At 55.6% G+C, this 19996-nt stretch carries 14 protein-coding genes; 7 read left to right on the plus strand and 7 right to left on the minus strand.

All coding sequences use genetic code 11. The features are described 5' to 3' along the window. Positions 1-32 precede the first annotated feature (32 nt). Positions 33-2630, minus strand: a complete 2598-nt coding sequence (acnB, locus tag I6L58_RS08600; RefSeq protein ID WP_088208881.1) for a bifunctional aconitate hydratase 2/2-methylisocitrate dehydratase — start codon at positions 2628-2630, stop codon at positions 33-35. 430 nt (positions 2631-3060) lie between these two features. Between acnB and I6L58_RS08605 the strand changes: the two genes are divergently transcribed. Next, on the plus strand, positions 3061-4575 hold the full coding sequence (locus tag I6L58_RS08605) for a DUF3300 domain-containing protein (protein ID WP_088208880.1): 1515 nt from the start codon (positions 3061-3063) through the stop codon (positions 4573-4575). 10 nt (positions 4576-4585) lie between these two features. Next, positions 4586-5377 (plus strand): DUF2950 family protein, encoded by a 792-nt coding sequence (locus I6L58_RS08610; protein ID WP_088208879.1) that lies wholly within the window; start codon positions 4586-4588, stop codon positions 5375-5377. Between the two features lie 82 nt (positions 5378-5459). Here the strand turns inward: I6L58_RS08610 and lpdA are convergent, their stop codons facing one another. The 4 genes from lpdA to pdhR all read right to left on the minus strand — a co-directional run bounded on the left by lpdA (position 5460) and on the right by pdhR (position 12525). After that, positions 5460-6884, minus strand: a complete 1425-nt coding sequence (gene lpdA, locus I6L58_RS08615; protein WP_042319244.1) for a dihydrolipoyl dehydrogenase — start codon at positions 6882-6884, stop codon at positions 5460-5462. 175 nt (positions 6885-7059) lie between these two features. Then, on the minus strand, positions 7060-8961 hold the full coding sequence (gene aceF / locus I6L58_RS08620) for a pyruvate dehydrogenase complex dihydrolipoyllysine-residue acetyltransferase (protein WP_088208878.1): 1902 nt from the start codon (positions 8959-8961) through the stop codon (positions 7060-7062). A 14-nt stretch (positions 8962-8975) separates the two neighbouring features. Further along, on the minus strand, positions 8976-11639 hold the full coding sequence (gene aceE, locus I6L58_RS08625) for a pyruvate dehydrogenase (acetyl-transferring), homodimeric type (RefSeq protein ID WP_088208877.1): 2664 nt from the start codon (positions 11637-11639) through the stop codon (positions 8976-8978). Positions 11640-11760: 121 nt separating this feature from the next. Beyond that, a complete protein-coding gene (gene pdhR / locus I6L58_RS08630; protein ID WP_006173806.1) occupies positions 11761-12525 on the minus strand; it encodes a pyruvate dehydrogenase complex transcriptional repressor PdhR in 765 nt (254 codons plus the stop codon). Between the two features lie 537 nt (positions 12526-13062). Between pdhR and aroP the strand changes: the two genes are divergently transcribed. From aroP to I6L58_RS08645, 3 genes are all read left to right on the plus strand, one after another. Beyond that, a complete protein-coding gene (gene aroP, locus I6L58_RS08635) occupies positions 13063-14433 on the plus strand; it encodes an aromatic amino acid transporter AroP (RefSeq protein WP_088208876.1) in 1371 nt (456 codons plus the stop codon). Positions 14434-14597: 164 nt separating this feature from the next. Then, positions 14598-15995 (plus strand): glycoside-pentoside-hexuronide (GPH):cation symporter, encoded by a 1398-nt coding sequence (locus tag I6L58_RS08640; protein WP_006173810.1) that lies wholly within the window; start codon positions 14598-14600, stop codon positions 15993-15995. A gap of 18 nt (positions 15996-16013) precedes the next feature. Then, entirely contained in the window at positions 16014-16964 is a 951-nt protein-coding gene (locus I6L58_RS08645) for a glycoside hydrolase family 43 protein (protein ID WP_088208875.1), read from the plus strand. 18 nt (positions 16965-16982) lie between these two features. Here the strand turns inward: I6L58_RS08645 and ampE are convergent, their stop codons facing one another. Both ampE and ampD read right to left on the minus strand, forming a co-directional pair. Further along, positions 16983-17837, minus strand: coding sequence for a beta-lactamase regulator AmpE (gene ampE, locus I6L58_RS08650; RefSeq protein ID WP_006173813.1), 855 nt, complete (start codon positions 17835-17837; stop codon positions 16983-16985). Next, positions 17834-18397 carry a 1,6-anhydro-N-acetylmuramyl-L-alanine amidase AmpD gene (ampD, locus tag I6L58_RS08655; RefSeq protein ID WP_088208874.1) on the minus strand — a complete coding sequence of 188 codons (564 nt, stop codon included), beginning with the start codon at positions 18395-18397 and terminating at the stop codon, positions 17834-17836. The genes ampE and ampD overlap by 4 nt, the downstream gene beginning before the upstream one ends. Positions 18398-18484: 87 nt before the next feature. Here ampD and nadC point away from each other — a divergent pair, with 87 nt between their 5' ends. Further along, positions 18485-19378: a carboxylating nicotinate-nucleotide diphosphorylase gene (gene nadC, locus I6L58_RS08660; protein WP_088208873.1), complete on the plus strand. Its 894-nt coding sequence runs from the start codon at positions 18485-18487 to the stop codon at positions 19376-19378. 176 nt (positions 19379-19554) lie between these two features. Further along, positions 19555-19992 carry a prepilin peptidase-dependent pilin gene (gene ppdD / locus I6L58_RS08665; RefSeq protein ID WP_058609685.1) on the plus strand — a complete coding sequence of 146 codons (438 nt, stop codon included), beginning with the start codon at positions 19555-19557 and terminating at the stop codon, positions 19990-19992. The last annotated feature ends 4 nt before the right edge of the window (positions 19993-19996 follow it).

Here is a 19996-nt window from a genome sequence, read left to right on the forward strand (position 1 = left end):
AAAAGGGGGGCAATATGCCCCCCTTTATTATGTTATACTGCCGTCTGGAAGATAACCCCGTCCGCCTTCTCGGTGTACTGAGAAAGCTGGTCGAAGTTCAGATAGCGATAGGTATCAACCGCCGTCTTATCTACCTGAGCAACAAAAGTCTGGTACTCTTCCGGCGTTGGCAGCTTGCCAATCAGCGCCGCAACCGCCGCCAGCTCCGCAGAGGCCAGGAAGACGTTAGCTCCCGTACCTAAACGGTTAGGGAAGTTACGGGTAGAGGTAGAGACCACCGTCGCACCGTCTGCCACGCGTGCCTGGTTACCCATGCACAGGGAACAGCCAGGGATTTCGATACGCGCACCGCTCTTACCAAACACGCTGTAGTAGCCCTCTTCGGTCAGCTGTGCCGCGTCCATACGGGTTGGCGGTGCCACCCACAGACGCGTCGGCAGCTGGCCTTTGTGAGTATCCAGCAGCTTGCCCGCCGCGCGGAAGTGGCCGATGTTGGTCATGCACGAGCCGATAAACACTTCGTCGATCTTCTCGCCCTGCACCTCGGACAGCGGACGGGCGTCGTCCGGATCGTTTGGCGCGCACAGGATTGGCTCTTTGATATCCGCCAGATCGATGTCGATCACTGCCGCATACTCTGCGTCAGCATCGGCTTCCAGCAGCTGCGGATCGGCCAGCCATTTTTCCATACCCTGAATACGACGCTCCAGCGTACGACGGTCGCCGTAGCCTTCAGCAATCATCCACTTCAGCAGCACGATGTTCGACGTCAGGTACTCTTCAATTGGCGCTTTGTTCAGCTTGATGGTACAGCCCGCGGCAGAACGCTCGGCGGAGGCATCAGTCAGCTCGAAAGCCTGCTCCACTTTCAGATCCGGCAGCCCTTCAATCTCGAGGATGCGGCCAGAGAAGATGTTTTTCTTGCCCTTCTTCTCTACGGTCAGCAGGCCCTGTTTGATGGCATACAGCGGGATAGCGTGAACCAGGTCGCGCAGGGTGATACCCGGCTGCATTTTACCTTTGAAGCGCACCAGCACGGACTCCGGCATATCCAGCGGCATTACGCCGGTCGCAGCGGCAAACGCCACCAGACCTGACCCGGCCGGGAAGGAGATCCCGATTGGGAAACGGGTATGGGAGTCACCACCAGTACCGACGGTATCCGGCAGCAGCATGCGGTTCAGCCAGGAGTGGATCACGCCGTCGCCCGGACGCAGGGAAACGCCGCCACGGTTCATGATAAAGTCCGGCAGCGTGTGGTGCGTGGTGACGTCAACTGGCTTCGGATAGGCCGCGGTGTGGCAGAAGGACTGCATCACCAGATCGGAAGAGAAGCCCAGGCACGCCAGGTCTTTCAGTTCGTCACGCGTCATTGGGCCGGTGGTATCCTGAGACCCCACAGAGGTCATCTTAGGTTCGCAGTAAGCGCCCGGACGGACACCCGCTACGCCGCAGGCGCGGCCAACCATTTTCTGAGCCAGGGAGTAGCCGCGGCTGCTTTCCGCCACGTCTTTCGCCTGACGGAACACGTCTGAGTGCGGCAGACCGAGCGCGTCACGCGCTTTGGTGGTCAGGCCACGGCCAATAATCAGCGGAATACGGCCACCGGCGCGGACTTCGTCGATCAGCACGTCGGTTTTCAGCGTGAAGCTTGCCAGCAGTTCGTTGGTTTCGTGGTTACGCACTTCACCCTTGAACGGGTAAACGTCAATCACATCGCCCATGTTCAGGTTAGAAACATCCACTTCGATCGGCAGCGCGCCCGCATCTTCCATGGTGTTAAAGAAGATAGGCGCAATTTTGCCACCGAGGCACAGGCCGCCGCCGCGTTTGTTCGGCACATGAGGGATATCATCGCCCATGAACCACAGCACGGAGTTGGTTGCAGATTTACGCGAAGAGCCAGTACCCACAACGTCACCGACGTAGGCCAGCGGGAAACCTTTTTGCTGCAGGGCCTCGATCTGTTTGATCGGGCCAACGCTGCCAGGCTGATCCGGCTCGATGCCTTCGCGGGCGTTTTTCAGCATCGCCAGCGCGTGCAGAGGGATATCCGGGCGAGACCACGCATCCGGTGCCGGGGAGAGGTCATCGGTGTTAGTTTCACCGGTCACTTTGAAGACGGTAACCGTGATTTTTTCGGCCAGGGCAGGACGGTTCAGGAACCATTCGGCATCGGCCCAGGACTGCATTACCTGCTTCGCGTAGACGTTACCCGCTTTGGCTTTCTCTTCCACATCGTAGAAGTTATCGAACATCAGCAGCGTTGAAGAGAGCGCTTTGGCAGCAATCGGTGCCAGCTTTTCGTTGTCCAGCGCGTCAATCAGCGGATGAATGTTATAGCCGCCCTGCATGGTGCCGAGCAGTTCAATCGCTTTTTCAGGAGTAACCAGTGGGGAGGTCGCTTCGCCTTTGGCAACGGCGGCAAGGAATCCGGCTTTTACGTAGGCAGCTTCATCTACGCCAGGCGGTACACGGTTGATCAGCAGATCTAAAAGGAATTCTTCTTCGCCCGCAGGCGGGTTCTTCAGCAGCTCGACGAGCGCGGCCATTTGGGTTGCATCTAAAGGTTTGGGTACAATTCCCTCGGCGGCACGTTCTGCTACGTGCTTACGGTATTCTTCTAGCACGACGGTTCTCCTCGCTCTCATTGTCATATGCGGCCGGCGTTCTCTTCACGCTCCTGTGAGACAGCAGTTTGTAGGGTAAATGCCCGATACCGCGTCGGCCAGCATAGCAGGATTTCTGCACAGTGTTAATCTGTTTACAAAAAAGCAACATTAAATACTTTGCTGAATCGTTAAGAATGGTATAGCGGGCAGACGAGGCCAATTTGAGGGACAAAAAAACCGCCTGAAAGGCGGTGAGTTTGTTGCCTTGCGGTGGCTGGCAGGTTTGCGGCAGGTGCATTTACAGAATTGTGTAATAAATACTCACACTCTTTATCCGGACCTTCTGGTGAATTCCCAACAATCGTCAAAACTGTAAAAGACGGGTGAATAATACTCGCGGCAATTGCAACGCCTGAGGGCATTGCGCTGGTCTCGTCGGAGTCACTATATGAAGTTGCCCCTTAAGCCACATCTGCTTGTTCTTCTGTGCAGTACCGGGTTATTCGCCGCCTCTGGCGTGATGTTTGTTAAAAGCCGCACGACAGAAACGCCGGTCTCCCCTGCGCCTGTCGCGCAACAACCCGTCACCCCAACTGCTCAGCCCGCGCCGGTCGTTGCCCCGACTTATACTGCGGCTCAAATCGATCAGTGGACGGCGCCCATTGCGCTCTACCCCGATGCGCTGCTTTCGCAAATCCTGATGGCCTCAACCTACCCTTCAAACGTCATCCAGGCCGCGCAGTGGTCGCAGGACAATCCAAAATTGCAGGGCGACGCTGCGATCCAGGCTGTCTCCGGCCAGCCGTGGGATGCCAGCGTAAAATCGCTGGTTGCCTTCCCACAGCTGATGACGCTGATGGGCGGTAACCCTGAGTGGGTGCAAAATTTAGGAAATGCATTTCTGGCCCAGCCGAAGGACGTCATGGACTCCGTGCAGCGTCTTCGCGCGCTGGCGCAGCAAACCGGCGCGCTGCAATCAACTCCTCAGCAGACGGTGACCACGGTTAAAAAAGCCGCGCCCGCCAAAAGTACCACCTCAACGGTCGTCGCCGCGCCTGCAAGCGAGACGGTGATAAAGATTGAGCCCGCCGATCCGCAGGTAGTGTATGTACCCACCTATAACCCAACGACCGTCTACGGCACCTGGCCAAACGCCAGCTATCCGCCGGTTTATCTCCCCCCGTCTCCCGGCGAGCAGTTCACCAACAGCTTTGTAAAAGGGTTCGGCTATAGCCTCGGCGTGGCTACTACCTATGCGCTGTTCAGCAATATCGACTGGGACGATGACGACGATCACCACCACCACGATGATGATTATTATCACCATGACGGATACTCGCATAACGGCGATAACATCAATATCAACGTCAATAATTTCAATAAAATAACCGGCGAGCACCGCACGGATAACAATATGGTGTGGCAGCACAACCCGGCGTATCGCAACGGGGTGCCCTATACCAACAGCCAGCTTGCCAGCCGGTTCCATCCGACGTCGACCCCCACCGGATTGAGCGCGACGCAGCATCAGCCGGTTAACCGCGACAGTCAGCGTCAGGCGGCATTGGCGCAGGTGCAAAAATCGACCGGGAAATCGCTGTCGCAACTGCAGCATCCCGTCACCCGCAACGTGCAGCACCCCGCCTCCACCCAGCAGCTAAGGCAGATCACTCAACGCAATAACTACCGGGGCTACGACGGGATAAAGCCGCACGCGCAGCAGGCAAATAACCACGCCCTTCAGGATCGCCTGCAGACCGAGCGACGCGCGCAAAGCCAGCACCCTCAGCACTACGCCAACGCCCTGAGCGGCAACGACAGCCGTTCTCCGAGCTGGCAGGCGCAGCAGCAGCGCGGGTTGCAAAGCCGTCAGCGAGCATCGCTGAGCGATGAACAGCGTGCCAGCCTCAGACAACAGGCGTCTGAACGCCACGCCGAACACCGAGAATTCCGCCACCATTAAGGACATCATGATGAAAAAACAACTGATTGGCGGCGTACTGTTGCTTATGGTATCCACCTTCGCCCTGGCCCAGCAGAATTTCACGACGCCGGGACAGGCAACGGACGCCCTGACAAAAGCCATCAGCGAGCAAAACGAGGAGGCATTAAACAGCCTGCTCGGCGATAACTGGCGTGATTACCTGCCGCCTGAGGGCGTTGACCCTGAAGCCGTGGCGCGTTTTTTACGCGACTGGAAGGTCAGCCATCACGTCGCCATTAACGGCAATACCGCCCATCTCTATGTTGGAGAAAACGGCTGGCAGCTGCCCATACCCGTCGTGAAAAAAACCGACGGCTGGCAGTTTGATATGCAAAAAGCCGCCGACGAGATCCAGACGCGTGAAATCGGGCGCAACGAGCTTGCGGCAATTGAAGCCTTACACGCCTATGTGGACGCGCAGCAGAGCTATTTTGCGCTGAATCAGCATTACGCCGAAAAAATCGTCAGCGCTGAAGGAAAAAAAGATGGTCTGTACTGGCCCGTCTCACCGGGCGAAGCGCCCAGCCCGCTCGGACCGGCATTTAGCCCGCAAGAGCCTGGCGCCGGTTATCACGGCTATCGTTTCCGGATCCTGCCAGATAAAGAGGGCTTTGCGATGATCGCCTGGCCGGTGCGTTACGGTCAGACGGGCGTGATGAGCTTTATGATTAATCAGGACGACAGGGTTTATCAGGCCGATCTCGGCAGTGGAACCGGGCAAAAAGCAGAGGATGTAACCTCCTTCCACCTGGATAAAAGCTGGGAAGCCGTCGCGCCATAAATCCTTCGAGTGGCGCGCTGGTTCAGCACGGCAAAAGCAAAAAAAACGCCTCCGAAGAGGCGTTTATCAGCAATAAAGAAACTTATTTCTTCTTCGCTTTGGCGTTTGGCAGGTCGGTGATGCTACCTTCAAACACTTCTGCCGCCAGGCCCACAGACTCGTGCAGAGTCGGGTGCGCGTGGATGGTCAGCGCGATGTCTTCAGCATCACAGCCCATTTCGATCGCCAGGCCGATTTCGCCCAGCAGCTCGCCGCCGTTGGTCCCGACAATCGCACCACCGATAACACGGTGAGATTCTTTGTCGAAGATAAGCTTGGTCATACCGTCTGCGCAGTCAGAAGCGATAGCACGGCCAGAAGCAGCCCACGGGAAGGTGGCGGTTTCGTAGCTGATGCCTTTCTCTTTCGCTTCTTTCTCGGTCAGACCCACCCAGGCAACTTCTGGCTCGGTGTAGGCGATAGATGGGATCACTTTCGGATCGAAGTAGTGCTTCATGCCCGCGATAACTTCAGCGGCAACGTGACCTTCGTGAACACCTTTGTGTGCCAGCATTGGCTGACCAACGATATCGCCGATAGCAAAGATGTGTGGCACGTTGGTGCGCAGCTGCTTGTCAACGCGGATGAAGCCACGGTCGTCCACTTCCACGCCGGCTTTGCCTGCGTCGAGGTTTTTACCGTTCGGCACACGGCCGATAGCCACCAGCACGGCGTCGTAACGCTGTGGTTCTGCAGGGGCTTTTTTGCCTTCCATGGAAACGTAAATACCGTCTTCTTTCGCTTCAACGGCAGTCACTTTGGTTTCCAGCATCAGGTTGAACTTCTTGCTGATGCGCTTGGTGAAGACTTTAACGATGTCTTTGTCAGCAGCCGGGATCACCTGGTCGAACATTTCAACCACGTCAATGTCTGAACCCAGCGCGTGGTACACGGTACCCATTTCCAGACCGATGATACCGCCACCCATTACCAGCAGACGCTTAGGAACGGTTTTCAGCTCCAGCGCATCGGTGGAATCCCATACGCGTGGGTCTTCATGTGGAATGAACGGCAGTTCGATCGGACGGGAACCCGCCGCGATGATCGCGTTGTCGAAGTTGATCACGGTTTTGCCGTTTTCACCTTCCACTTCCAGGGTGTTCGCCCCGGTGAATTTACCCAGACCGTTAACCACTTTCACTTTACGGCCTTTGGCCATACCTGCCAGACCGCCGGTCAGCTGAGTGATAACTTTCTCTTTCCAGGTACGAATTTTGTCGATATCGGTTTTCGGCTCGCCGAAGACGATACCGTGTTCAGCCAGCGCTTTGGCTTCTTCGATAACTTTCGCTACGTGCAGCAGCGCTTTAGAAGGGATACAGCCGACGTTCAGACAAACACCGCCGAGGGTGTTGTAACGTTCTACGATGACGGTTTCCAGACCTAAATCCGCAGCGCGGAATGCTGCGGAATAACCTGCCGGGCCTGCCCCAAGTACTACGACCTGAGTTTTGATTTCTGTGCTCATCATGACCTCTTAATTTATACCCGTCGTCCACCGGGTCGTTCTATCCGCCCGTATTTTACAAAATTGTTAACAATTTTGAAACAACAAACGGCTCATGAATTCTCGCTTTCGCCAGTAACCTCACTGACATCACAAGGTTACCAGAAAAAAGCCGGCCGTCTGGCCGGCTTTTCGATTACATCACCAGGCGGCGAATGTCGCTCAGGGTGTTGTTAATGATGGTGATGAAACGCGCACCATCTGCACCGTCGATAACGCGGTGGTCGAAGGAGAGAGAGATTGGCATCATCAGACGCGGCACAAACTCTTTACCATTCCACACCGGCTCCATCGCGGACTTGGACACACCGAGGATGGCCACTTCCGGCGCGTTCACAATCGGTGCGAAGTGGGTCGTACCCAGGCCGCCGATGCTGGAGATAGTGAAGCAGCCGCCCTGCATTTCACCGGCAGTCAGCTTACCATCACGCGCTTTTTTGGAGATGGTGGTCAGTTCACGGGACAGCTCGGTAATGCTCTTCTTGTTCACGTCTTTGAAGACCGGAACAACCAGACCATTTGGCGTATCAACCGCAACACCGATGTTGATGTATTTCTTCAGCGTCAGCTTCTGGCCGTCTTCGGACAGGGAGCTGTTGAAACGTGGCATCTGTTCCAGCGCCGCCGCAACCGCTTTCATGATGAAGACCACTGGGGTGAATTTCACGTCCAGTTTACGCTTCTCAGCTTCGGCGTTCTGCTGTTTACGGAACGCTTCCAGATCGGTGATATCGGTCTTATCGAAGTGCGTAACGTGCGGGATCATCACCCAGTTACGGCTCAGGTTAGCACCAGAGATTTTCTGGATACGGCCCAGTTCCACTTCTTCGATTTCGCCGAACTTGCTGAAGTCCACTTTTGGCCATGGCAGCATGCCCGGGATACCGCCGCCAGCGGCTGCAGCAGGTGCAGCTTCGGCGCGTTTCACCGCGTCTTTCACGTATGTCTGAACGTCTTCACGCAGGATACGACCTTTACGACCGGTCCCTTTCACTTTCGCCAGGTTTACACCGAACTCGCGCGCCAGGCGACGAATCAGCGGTGTAGCGTGGACGTAAGCATCGTTTTCGGCGAACTCGGATTTGCCTTCCGCTTTTGCAGCAGGGGCAGCAGCAGGTTTAGCAGCCTGAGCCGGTGCAGCAGCCGGAGCTGGAGCAGCCGCGGCAGCCTGAGCGGCCGCAGGCGCAGCGCCTTCTACTTCGAAGACCATGATCAGAGAACCGGTAGACACTTTGTCGCCGGTGCTGATTTTGATCTCTTTAACGGTACCTGCGAACGGCGCAGGAACTTCCATGGAAGCCTTGTCGCCTTCAACGGTGATCAGTGACTGTTCAGCGGCAACTTTGTCGCCCACTTTCACCATCACTTCGGTCACTTCAACTTCGTCACCGCCGATGTCCGGTACGTTTACGTCTTTCGCACCGCCAGCCGCTGCTGGTGCAGCCGCCTGGGCCGGAGCCGCTTCGGCTTTCGCCGGAGCCGCCGCGCCTTCAGCGCCAGCCACTTCAAAGACCATGATCAGGGAGCCGGTAGACACTTTGTCACCGGTGTTGATTTTGATCTCTTTAACGGTACCTGCGAACGGCGCAGGGACTTCCATAGAGGCTTTGTCGCCTTCTACGGTGATCAGGGACTGTTCAGCCGTAACGGTATCGCCTACTTTCACCAGGATTTCAGTGACTTCAACTTCATCACCGCCGATGTCAGGCACGTTAACGTCTTTCGCTGCCGCAGCAGCAGGTGCTGCAGCCGGAGCGGCTTCTTTCTTCTCTTCTGCCTTAGCAGGTGCAGCATCAGCTGCACCGTCGGCGGAATCGAAAATCATGATCAGTTTGCCCGTCTCGGTTTTATCGCCAACAGAGACTTTGATCTCTTTAACGATGCCAGCCTGAGGAGACGGTACTTCCATAGAGGCTTTGTCGCCCTCTACGGTGATCAGCGACTGTTCAGCTTCAACTTTGTCGCCCACTTTGACCAGGATCTCGGTGATTTCAACTTCATCAGCCCCGATGTCCGGTACATTGATTTCGATAGCCATTATTCTTTTACCTCTTACGCCAGACGCGGGTTAACTTTTTCTGCATCGATGTTGAATTTGGTAATTGCATCCGCAACCACTTTCTTATCGATTTCGCCACGTTTAGCCAGTTCGCCCAGGGCTGCTACAACCACGTAAGAAGCATCAACTTCGAAGTGGTGACGCAGGTTTTCGCGGCTGTCAGAACGACCGAAGCCGTCAGTACCCAGAACGCGATAATCATCCGCTGGAACGTAAGTACGAACCTGCTCAGCGAACAGTTTCATATAGTCAGTAGACGCCACCGCTGGCGCGTCGTTCATCACCTGAGCGATGTACGGAACGCGTGGGTTTTCCATTGGGTGCAGCATGTTCCAGCGCTCACAATCCTGGCCATCACGCGCCAGTTCAGTGAAGGAGGTTACGCTGTACACATCGGAACCGACACCGTAGTCGTTCGCCAGGATCTGTGCTGCTTCACGGACGTGACGCAGGATAGAGCCGGAGCCCAGCAGCTGAACTTTACCTTTGCTACCTTCGAGGGTTTCGAGTTTGTAGATACCTTTGCGGATACCTTCCTCGGCACCTGCTGGCATAGCCGGCATGTGGTAGTTTTCGTTCAGCGTGGTGATGTAGTAGTAAATGTTCTCTTGTGCTTCGCCGTACATACGGGTCAGACCGTCATGCATGATGACAGCCACTTCGTACGCGTAAGACGGGTCGTAAGAGATACAGTTAGGGATAGTCAGCGACTGAATGTGGCTGTGACCATCTTCGTGCTGCAGACCTTCACCGTTCAGGGTCGTACGACCAGAAGTACCCCCGATCAGGAAGCCGCGAGCCTGCTGGTCGCCCGCCTGCCAGCACAGGTCACCGATACGCTGGAAACCGAACATGGAGTAGTAGATGTAGAAGGGGATCATCGGCAGGTTGTTGGTGCTGTAAGAGGTCGCAGCAGCCAGCCAGGACGCGCCTGCACCCAGCTCGTTGATACCTTCCTGCAGGATCTGGCCTTTCTCGTCTTCTTTGTAGTATGCAACCTGCTCACGGTCTTGCGGGGTGTACTGCTGGCCGTTCGGGCTGTAGATACCGATCTGACGGAACAGACCTTCCATACCGAAAGTACGCGCTTCGTCGGCGATGATTGGAACCAGACGATCTTTGATCGACTTGTTCTTCAGCATCACGTTCAGGGCACGCACGAAAGCGATAGTGGTGGAGATCTCTTTGTTCTGCTCTTCCAGCAGCTGAGAGAAGTCTTCCAGCGCTGGCAGTTCCAGTTTCTCGGTGAACTTAGGCTGACGAGCAGGCAGGTAGCCTTTCAGCGCCTGACGACGTTCGTGCAGGTACTTGTGCTCTTCAGAGCCTTCCGGGAAGGTGATGTAAGACAGGTTTTCTACCTGCTCATCGGTCACTGGAACGTTGAAACGGTCGCGGATATAACGCACGCCGTCCATGTTCATTTTCTTCACCTGGTGAGCGATGTTTTTACCTTCTGCGGTATCACCCATGCCGTAACCTTTGATGGTGTGGGCCAGGATTACAGTCGCTTTACCTTTGGTTTCCTGCGCTTTTTTCAGTGCCGCGTAGACTTTCTTCGGATCGTGACCACCACGGTTCAGCGCCCAGATCTGCTCATCAGTCCAGTCTGCAACCAGTGCGGCGGTTTCAGGGTATTTACCGAAGAAGTGCTCACGCACGTAGGCACCGTCTTTGGATTTGAAGGTCTGGTAGTCGCCGTCAACGGTTTCGTTCATCAGCTGGATCAGTTTACCGCTGGTGTCTTTACGCAGCAGCTCATCCCAACGACCGCCCCACATCACTTTAATCACGTTCCAGCCAGCACCCGCGAAGATGCCTTCCAGTTCGTTGATGATCTTGCCGTTGCCGGTTACCGGACCATCCAGACGCTGCAGGTTACAGTTGATGATGAAGCACAGGTTGTCCAGCTTCTCACGGGTCGCGATGGTGATCGCACCCTTAGATTCTGGCTCATCCATTTCGCCGTCGCCCAGGAAGGCGTAAACGGTTTGCTCAGAGGTGTCTTTCAGACCACGGTGTTCCAGATATTTCAGGAATTTAGCCTGATAAATCGCACCGATTGGACCCAGACCCATAGATACGGTCGGGAACTGCCAGAATTCTGGCATCAGTTTAGGGTGCGGATAAGAAGACAGACCTTTACCGTGAACTTCCTGACGGAAGTTGTTCATCTGCTCTTCAGTCAGACGACCTTCCAGGAACGCACGCGCGTAGATGCCCGGAGAGATGTGGCCCTGGAAGTACACCAGATCGCCGCCGTCTTTCTCGTTGGCCGCACGGAAGAAGTGGTTGAAGCACACTTCATAAACGGTTGCAGAAGACTGGAAGGACGCCATGTGGCCACCCAGTTCCAGGTCTTTTTTGGACGCGCGCAGAACGGTCATGATGGCGTTCCAGCGGATAGCAGAACGAATACGACGTTCCAGATCCAGATTGCCCGGGTATTCCGGTTCGTCTTCGACGGCAATCGTGTTTACGTAGTTGTTAGCCCCTGCACCTGCAGCAACCTTCACACCGCCTTTGCGGGCTTCTGAAAGGAGCTGATCAATCAGATACTGAGCGCGCTCAACACCTTCTTCACGGATGACCGATTCGATCGCCTGTAGCCAGTCGCGAGTTTCGATCGGATCCACGTCATTTTGGAGACGTTCTGACATGGGGGTATTCCTTATCTATCTAATACGTTGATTTGTCTGGAACCTGTCCCATTGTATTTTCGCCAGAAAACACAATAAGACAGGTTCTGCGTTTAGTTGCCGCGCTCTAAAATGTCGGCGCTTAATCCTTTCGTTGCTGTATGCGGCGAAGTGAGCGTTCACGACGTGATTGCTCACGGCTGCGGTCCAGCAAGATTTCCTCAATGAAAGCCAGGTGACGGTGCGACGCTTCGCGCGCCTGCTCCGGTTCCCCGGCCATTATCGCCTCGAATACTCGGGTGCGATGGTTGCTTACCAGTGGGAGCATTTCCCGACGGGCATACAACAATTCAAAATTCTGACGAACGTTCTGGGCCAGCATCGGCTCCATGCAGCGTAGCAGATGGAGGAGCACCACGTTATGTGCTGCTTCGGTGACGGCAATTTGATACTGGACTACGGCGCTGGACTCGGCGTCTAAATCGCCGGACTGCTGTGCCCGTTCAATGGCCTGATGCAGCTCGCGGATACGCACGCGATCTTCATCAGTGCTGCGAAGCGCGGCGTAATAGGCCGCGATGCCTTCCAGCGCGTGACGGGTCTCAAGCAGATCAAACTGGGATTCTGGGTGGTCAGAGAGAAGTTCTACCAGCGGGTCGCTGAAGCTCTGCCACAGGCTGTTTTGCACAAAGGTTCCGCCGCCCTGACGACGAAGGAGCAAGCCCTTTGCTTCGAGACGTTGAATCGCCTCACGCAGAGAGGGACGGGAAACGTCGAACTGTTTTGCCAGTTCGCGTTCTGGCGGAAGTTTTTCACCCGGGCGCAGTGTCCCTTCGAGGATCAAAAACTCCAGCTGTTGCTCAATCACATCGGATAATTTTGGTTGGCGAATTTTGCTGTAGGCCATATTCCCTGTCTTACGCCTTTTTGCCCGGAGTCAATTGGTCTTACCAATTTCATGTTCGTATCGCTAAAGTAACAAAGTATTCACCTTCTGTCCATATTGGTTTTGATTGAAATCAGTAAAGCCTGCACTTTTTAACAACCTTACAGAAATAACGTTTCAGAAATGTAACTTTGCACAAATGAGTTGATTACCCACAAAGAGGCAGTTTTAACCATAATGAAACGAGGGTTTTTACAATCTGAAGCGATTCAACAAGGCAAATCATGAAAATTCGCCCCCTTATGGAGCATTTCTATTCTATAGGTTGGGAGACGAAGGGTTAGCGTGCAGATTTACAAATGCTTTCTTTTTATTCAAGTCGTCATCGTCCCTTCATAAAGCAGGTGCATTCGCGGGCGCTTACCACTATTCTTGCGCTTACGGAAGTCATCTCCGATTTTTTCGGCATCGTTAGCCGTAAAGAAATAAATACAGAACATGGACTTTCATAATTACACACGCACAGCGTGAACATAACAACCACACACGAGGTTTCAAATGGAAGCTCAACAGCATGGCGATCAGCTCAAGCGCGGCCTCAAAAACCGCCATATACAGCTCATCGCATTGGGTGGTGCCATTGGTACCGGCCTGTTTCTGGGAAGCGCATCGGTTATCCAGTCAGCCGGACCGGGCATTATTTTGGGTTATGCCATCGCAGGGTTCATTGCCTTCCTGATTATGCGCCAGCTCGGTGAAATGGTCGTTGAAGAGCCGGTTGCAGGCTCGTTCAGCCACTTTGCTTATAAATACTGGGGCAGCTTTGCGGGCTTCGCATCCGGCTGGAACTACTGGGTGCTGTACGTTCTGGTTGCCATGGCCGAACTGACTGCCGTCGGCAAGTACATTCAGTTCTGGTACCCGGAGATCCCCACCTGGGCTTCCGCCGCCGCGTTCTTCGTCATTATTAACGCCATTAACCTGACCAACGTGAAGGTGTTCGGTGAGATGGAGTTCTGGTTTGCAATCATCAAAGTCATTGCCGTTGTGGCGATGATTATCTTCGGCGGCTGGCTGCTGTTCAGCGGCAACGGCGGCCCGCAGGCGACGGTGCGTAACCTCTGGGAGCAGGGCGGGTTCCTGCCGCACGGCATGACCGGCCTGGTGATGATGATGGCGATCATTATGTTCTCCTTCGGCGGCCTGGAGCTGGTAGGCATCACTGCCGCAGAAGCCGATAACCCGGAGCAGAGCATTCCGAAAGCGACCAACCAGGTTATCTACCGTATTCTGATCTTCTACGTAGGCTCGCTGGCCGTGCTGCTCTCCCTACTGCCATGGACGCGCGTCACGGCGGATACCAGCCCGTTCGTTCTGATCTTCCACGAGCTGGGCGACACCTTTGTGGCGAACGCGCTGAACGTCGTGGTGCTGACTGCCGCGCTATCCGTATATAACAGCTGCGTTTACTGCAACAGCCGTATGCTGTTTGGCCTGGCACAGCAGGGCAACGCCCCGAAAGCGCTGCTCAACGTCGACAAGCGTGGCGTACCGGTGAACACCATTATTGTTTCAGCCGTGGTCACTGCGCTGTGCGTGCTGATCAACTACCTGGCACCGGAATCGGCCTTTGGCCTGCTGATGGCGCTGGTGGTTTCTGCCCTGGTCATCAACTGGGCAATGATCAGCCTGGCGCACATCAAATTCCGCCGCGCCAAGCAGCAGCAGGGCGTCACCACACGCTTCCCTGCCCTGCTCTACCCGCTGGGTAACTGGGTTTGCCTGCTGTTCATGGCGGCCGTACTGGTCATCATGCTGATTACCCCAGGCATGGCGATTTCCGTGTACCTGATCCCGGTCTGGATTGCGCTCCTCGGCGTGGGCTATATGGTTAAACAGAAAAATGCCAAAACGGTAAAAGCGCACTGATCCTCCTCCTCTGCGCCTGCCTCTAACGGGCGCAGAGGATTGTTACCTTCCTCACAGATTCACATCCACAGCCATTTTATCCATATCACCGCCTCTATGTTGCAACGCATATATCGCCTTGTCGGCGTTTAATTCTCTCCATACCGCAACCCGGAGAGCTGTCGATGGATAACAATAAACTGTCAGTGAAAGAGAAGATCGGCTATGGGATGGGCGACGCAGGATGTAACATCATCTTCGGCGCTATCATGCTGTTTGTTAACTATTTCTATACGGATATTTTTGGTCTTGCCCCCGCGCTGGTCGGCGTTCTGCTGCTGTCCGTGCGCGTCATTGACGCCGTAACGGACCCGATCATGGGCGCCATTGCTGACCGTACCCGCAGCAAATATGGCCGTTTTCGTCCATGGCTGCTGTGGATTGCCTTCCCCTATGCGCTGTTCAGCATCCTGATGTTCACCACCCCGGAATGGAGTTACAACAGCAAAGTTATCTATGCGTTTGTGACCTATTTCCTGCTGTCCCTGACCTACACCGCCATTAACATTCCCTACTGCTCGCTGGGTGGCGTGATCACCAACGACCCAAAAGAGCGCGTGGCCTGTCAGTCCTACCGTTTTGTGATGGTCGGTATCGCGACTCTGCTGCTGTCGCTGACGCTGCTCCCGATGGCCGACTGGTTTGGCGGGGATAACAAAGCCAAAGGCTACCAGATGGCGATGACGGTGCTGGCGCTCATCGGAACCTGTATGTTCCTGTTCAGCTTCTCTACCGTACGCGAGCGCGTGCGTCCGGCGGTCCAGACCCATGACGAGCTTAAAAACGACCTTAAGGACGTGTGGAAAAACGATCAGTGGGTGCGCATCCTGCTGCTGACCCTATGCAACGTCTGCCCCGGTTTTATCCGCATGGCGGCGACAATGTATTACGTCACCTGGGTGATGGGTCAAAGCACCCACTTCGCCACAATCTTTATCAGCCTGGGCGTAGTGGGCATGATGATCGGCAGTATGCTGGCGAAAGTGCTGACCGACCGCTGGTGTAAGCTGAAAGTGTTCTTCTGGACCAACATCGTGCTGGCGATTTTCTCCTGCGCGTTCTACTTCTTCGATCCGAAAGCGACCGTCGCCATCGTGGTGCTCTACTTCCTGCTGAACATCCTGCATCAGATCCCGTCGCCGCTGCACTGGTCGCTGATGGCCGACGTCGATGACTACGGCGAATGGAAAACCGGTAAACGCATCACCGGGATCAGCTTCTCCGGCAATATCTTCTTCCTCAAGCTGGGGCTGGCGATTGCCGGGGCGATGGTCGGTTTCCTGCTCTCCTGGTACGGTTACGACGCCGGCGCGAAAGCGCAAAGCGCGGATGCCCTCAACGGGATTGTGCTGCTGTTTACCGTGATCCCAGGCGTGGGGTATCTCATTACCGCAGGCGTGGTTCGCCTGCTGAAGGTCGATCGTGAAACCATGAAGCAGATCCAGGAAGACCTGGAGAAGCGTCGCAATAACTACCGCGAGCTGAACGATTATCAGGAACTCAAAGCCGCTGAGACGAAATGACGAAATAAGGAAAGCCGAATGCAAACCTGGCCCAACCCGTTTATCGAACAACGAGCCGATCCCTATATTTTGCATCATGAGGGGCAATACTATTTTATTGCCTCAGTGCCAGAGTACGACAGGCTGGCGATCCGCCGCGCTGACACGCTGGAAGGGTTACGCAGCGCCGACGAGGTTGTCGTGTGGCGTAAACCCGATACCGGACCGATGAGCCAGCTGATCTGGGCACCGGAGCTGCATCACATTGACGGGAAGTGGTACATCTATTTTGCTGCCACGCACACCCAGGCGCTGGATAATCTCGGGATGTTCCAGCACCGCATGTTCGCGATTGAATGCGCCGACCGCGATCCGCTAACCGGCTCATGGGTGGAAAAAGGGCAAATCAACACGCCTTTTGACACCTTCGCGCTGGATGCCACCACCTTTGTTCATCAGGGCAAACGCTGGTATCTGTGGGCGCAAAAAGCCCCGGATATCTCCGGAAACTCCAATCTCTATCTCTGTGAAATGGAAAACCCGTGGACGCTGATAGGCGAGCCGGTGATGCTCAGCAAACCGGAATACGACTGGGAGTGCCGTGGATTCTGGGTTAACGAAGGTCCGGCGGTACTGATGCACGGCGACAGGCTGTTTATCAGCTACTCCGCCAGCGCTACCGATGAAAACTACTGCATGGGGCTGTTGTGGATTGATGTTGATGCCGATCCGCAAAACCCGGCGAACTGGCATAAAGCCTCGCGCCCGGTATTCCGGACCAGCTATGAAAATCGTCAGTATGGCCCGGGCCACAACAGCTTTACGCAAACGCCGGAGGGGGAAGACGTGCTGGTGTACCACGCGCGAAACTACACCGAGATTGAGGGCGATCCGCTGTACGATCCGAATCGCCATACCCGCCTGAAACAGGTCCGCTGGGACGAAAACGGGATGCCTGATTTTGGCATCCCGCCTGCGGATACACTCTGATCGGTACGGCGCGCTGGCTTAAACCAGCGTGCCGTAAATGGTCAGCAGCGCTACAATCACCACCACCACGAACGAGGTTTTCTTCGCCATAGAAACGGCGGCTTTCGGCGTTTCGACTTTATCGGTATGCGGTTCACGCGCCAGCGAGAATTGCGCCAGACGCGTTAACACGTGGTACTGCGAAGTATGACGGTCGGCAAGTGAAGCAAACCACGCCGGCAGCGCCTTTTCGCCGTGGCCGATCAACGCATACACCACGCCCACTAAGCGCACCGGGATCCAGTCGAGCACATGGAGAATGGCATCAATCCCCGAAAGCAGGCGCTCGTGCGGCGTCAGGTAGCGGGCAAGCCAGGTTTGCCAGGCGCGCAGGAACGCATACCCCATCAACAGTACCGGCCCCCACGGGCCACCCACCACAAACCAGAACAGCGGCGCCAGATAGTAGCGGAAGTTAATCCACAGCAGCGCGTTTTGCAGCTCGCGCAGGAACTCACGCTCGTTACAATCCGGCGGCACGCCGTGGATCATCGTCAGCTCGCTTGCCATGGCGCTACGCGCATGAACGTCATCGCGGGATGCGGCCTTAAGATAGGCGTGATAGTGCAAACGCACTTTGCCCGCGCCGATACACAGCACGCCCAGCAGGATCCACACCACCAGCAAGGGTACGTTGAAAAACAGGCCGTAAAGGGCGCGCAGCAGCAGGAAGGTAATGCCCATCACGCAGGCCATCATCAGCAGCGTGCGCAGCATGGAAAAGTGTTTGATACGGCGGAAAAGCACTTCCAGTCGATGATCCAGGTGCCAGTGCTCGCCAAGTTTAAACAGGCGTTCGGCGATCATAACCAGCAGCATGGTAAACAACGTCATGTTATCTCCTTATCTGACGACGCGGTAAGCATGGCGCGAAACCGGGACCAGTCGAATGCCGGGCCGGGGTCGGTTTTTCTCACGGGAGCGATGTCGCTGTGCCCTGCGATATTCTCGGCAAGGGCAGGATACAGCCCGATAAGCGCCTCAGTGACAGCGACCAGCTGTTGGTACTGTGCGTCCGTGTAAGGCGTCGTATCCGACCCTTCCAGCTCAATACCAATCGAGAAATCGTTGCAGCGCTCGCGCCCTTGATACATCGACACGCCCGCATGCCAGGCGCGCTTATCAAAAGGAACATACTGAACCACTTCGCCATCGCGGCGAATCAGACAGTGGGCCGATACGCGCAGATGGGCAATTTCAGCAAAGTATGGGTGTGCATCAGGATCAATCGTTCCCGTGAATAACGCGTCGATCCACGGACCGCCAAACTCCCCCGGCGGAAGGCTGATATTATGAACCACCAGCAGTGTGGGCGTTTCGTCCTCCGGGCGGCTGTCGTGGTGCGGCGAAGGTACATGCCGCGCATCCACCAGCCATCCGTTTTCTAACAGCATGCTGGAACTCCTTATGTGTGGTGCAGTTTCTCGGTTCAGAGTAGCATGTTTCAATATTATGATTCGTTACCAATTTGGAGTTTTATCATGCCGCCTCGCCGCTATAACCCCGACCATCGACGTGACGCGCTTCTGGAACGTATTAACAGAGATATTCCGGCAAGCGTTGCCCAGGCTTTAAAAGAGGACCTGGGCGGCGACGTGAATGCCGATAACGATATTACCGCACAATTATTGCCGAAAGAGACACGCTCGCACGCGGTGATCATCACCCGTGAAGAGGGCGTGTTCTGCGGTAAACGCTGGGTTGAAGAGGTCTTCACCCAGCTTGCGGGCGACGAGGTGAAGGTCACCTGGCATGTTGAAGATGGCGATACCCTCATCCCCAATCAACCGCTGTTCGAGCTTGATGGCCCCTCCCGCCTGCTGCTGACCGGTGAGCGCACCGCGCTTAACTTTGTCCAGACGCTTTCCGGCGTCGCCAGTGAAGTTCGCCGCTACGTTGACCTGCTGGCCGGCACGCGCACGCAGCTGCTGGACACGCGCAAAACCCTGCCGGGCCTGCGCACCGCCCTGAAATACGCCGTGCTCTGCGGTGGCGGCACGAACCACCGTCTGGGCTTATCCGACGCCTTCCTGATCAAAGAGAACCACATTATTGCCTCTGGCTCTGTACGCCAGGCCGTGGAGAAAGCCTTCTGGCTGCACCCGGACGTGCCGGTCGAGGTGGAAGTCGAAACCCTTGAAGAGCTGGAGCAGGCCATTAAGGCGGGCGCGGATATCATCATGCTCGATAACTTCGAGACGGAGCAAATGCGCGAGGCGGTAAAACTCACTAACGGACAGGCGCGGCTTGAGGTGTCTGGCAACGTGACCTTCGATACCATCCGCGAGTTCGCCGAAACCGGCGTGGATTACATCTCCGTGGGTGCGCTGACCAAACACGTACGTGCCCTCGATCTCTCGATGCGCTTCAAATAATACGTCCTCCCCTCTCCACCCGGAGAGGGGAAAATAGAACCCCCGCTCGCAAAGATAATGCCCTGTTGTGCAACAACGTATTAAATCCCTGAAAGCCTCTTCCCGTTCCTTTTTTTGCCCCTCGTCTGTCTTCTCGCCTGCTGACAAAGTAGCGCCACCTAATCTGAGGAGCAGATATGAACAGACAACACGGATTTACGCTCATTGAGCTGATGGTGGTCATTGGCATTATTGCCATCCTGAGCGCCATTGGTGTCCCCGCCTACCAGAACTACCTGCGAAAAGCCGCGCTCACCGATATGCTGCAAACCTTCGTTCCCTACCGCACCGCCATTGAGCTGTGCGCGCTGGATCACGGGGGTGTAGAGCGCTGCGACGCGGGCAGCAACGGCATTCCTTCCGCCACCACGACGCGCTATGTCTCTGCCATGAGCGTCGCGTCAGGCATTGTGACGTTAACCGGCCAGGAGAGTCTGAACGGGCTTGAAGTGGTGATGACGCCGCAGTGGAACGAGGGCAACGGCATGACGGGCTGGAAGCGCGACTGCAATATCGCTGACGACAGCGCCCTGAAGCAGGCCTGCGAAGACGTCTTCCGCTTCGATGATCACTGACAGG

It is taken from the genome of Enterobacter cancerogenus, from assembly GCF_019047785.1.
GTDB classification, from domain to species: Bacteria; Pseudomonadota; Gammaproteobacteria; order Enterobacterales; family Enterobacteriaceae; genus Enterobacter; species Enterobacter cancerogenus.